Below are 1,156 nucleotides of genomic sequence, written 5' to 3'. Positions count from 1 at the left end.
TGACGAGAAACATGAGGCTGGTCCATGCGGCGGCGAGCTTGGCCTGCACGGGGATCGGTGGGTTGTCGAGCAGGTTCGAGGTTTTTTGTCGGATGGTCATCGGTTCGTCTTTCAAGAGGAGCGGTCCGTCCGCCGGAGTGGCGGCAGGTCTGGGCGTGCACACGTACGGGTTGGGTCGTTCTCGTCAGTCCGATCGTCAGACGGTGACGATGACCTTCCCCCGGGTGTGGCCGGCCCCGACGTAGCGGAGGGCGTCGGCTGCTTTGTCGAGGGGGTAGGTGCGGTCGATGACCGGCGTGATCTGCCCGGTCGCGAGGAGGTCGGCCAGGGTGAGCAGGTCCTGGCGCTTCTCGACCGACAGGAAGGGCCTCAGCTGCTGACGGGCGAACCCGGACAGCACGCGCGCTTTGACGATCCGACCGAGGGGGCCGAGCCAGCGGCCGCCGCGTCCGCTGTTGGGGATGAGGGTGCCGGTGGGCGTCAGCGCTCGGCGGACATCCGCCAGGGGCTGGGCCTCCACGTTGTCGAGGATGACGTCGTAGCGCTTCTCGGTGCGGGTGAAGTCGGCCCTCGTGTAGTCAACTACGTGGTCGGCACCGAGCGACCGGACCAAGTCGACGTTGCGGGTGCTGCACACACCCGTCACCTCGGCGCCAAACGCCTTGGCGATCTGTACGGCGAAGGAGCCCACGCCGCCCGACGCGCCCGTGACCAGCACCGTCTGGCCCGGTTGAACGTTCGCGATCTCACGCAACGCCTGCAACGCCGCCATGGCCGACGTGGGCACCGCTGCCGCGTCCACGACCGACACGTTGGCGGGCACGGACACAAGGTTGTCCGCCGGGACGCAGGCGTACTCCGCGAGCGTTCCAGCGGTGCTCCAGCCGAACACCTCGCCGCCGGGGCGGAAAGCGGTGACATCCTTCCCGACCGCTGCCACCACGCCAGCGAGGTCCCTGCCAGGGATGCCGTGGCGCGGCCGGCGGAGTCCGTACGCCAGGCGCACCACGTACGGCTCACCGGTCATGACGAAGTAGTCGCCAGGGTGAACCGAGGCCGCGCCCACTTGGACGAGCACATCGCCTCGACCGGGTAGCGGTAGCCCGACCTCGGACGACTCGAGCACTGAGGGCGGGCCGTAGCGGTGCTGGACGGC

The 1,156-nt window shown here is 68.9% G+C and carries 1 protein-coding gene; it reads right to left on the bottom strand.

Going from position 1 to position 1,156, the window contains the following annotated elements; all coding sequences use genetic code 11:
- Window positions 1-196: 196 nt before the first annotated feature.
- Window positions 197-1,156, bottom strand: a 960-nt coding sequence (locus BJG92_RS15980) for an NAD(P)-dependent alcohol dehydrogenase (protein WP_232084970.1), incomplete at its 5' end; no start/stop codon positions are given.

Source organism: Arthrobacter sp. SO5 (genome assembly GCF_020532805.1).
In the GTDB taxonomy this organism is placed as follows: Bacteria; Actinomycetota; Actinomycetes; order Actinomycetales; family Micrococcaceae; genus Arthrobacter.
Note: the sequence above shows the minus strand (reverse complement) of the source record. Positions and strands in the feature narration are given on the sequence as shown.